At 44.0% G+C, this 250-nt stretch carries 1 protein-coding gene; it reads left to right on the forward strand.

The window, feature by feature from the left end:
• A partial coding sequence (locus tag A3712_RS16200) for a GDP-mannose 4,6-dehydratase (RefSeq protein WP_157618785.1) occupies window positions 1–250 on the forward strand: 250 nt, incomplete at both ends.

Raw genomic sequence — 250 nt, forward strand, 5'->3', positions numbered from 1 at the left:
CCACACAAGTATCCAGATGATTAACGCAGGCATGACGCCTGTTCTTTTTGATAACTTATACAACAGTAAACCAAGCGTTTTAGAGCGTATCGAGAAGGTATCTGGTGTTCGCCCAGTGTTAGTTGAAGGTGACATTCGCAATAAAGCTCTGTTAGCGGAAACAATGAAACAGCACGACATCGAAGCAGTTATCCACTTTGCTGGCTTGAAAGCGGTAGGTGAGTCTGTAGAGAAGCCTCTTGAATACTAC

It is taken from the genome of Vibrio sp. HI00D65, assembly GCF_001635455.1.
Taxonomy (GTDB): domain Bacteria; phylum Pseudomonadota; class Gammaproteobacteria; order Enterobacterales; family Vibrionaceae; genus Vibrio.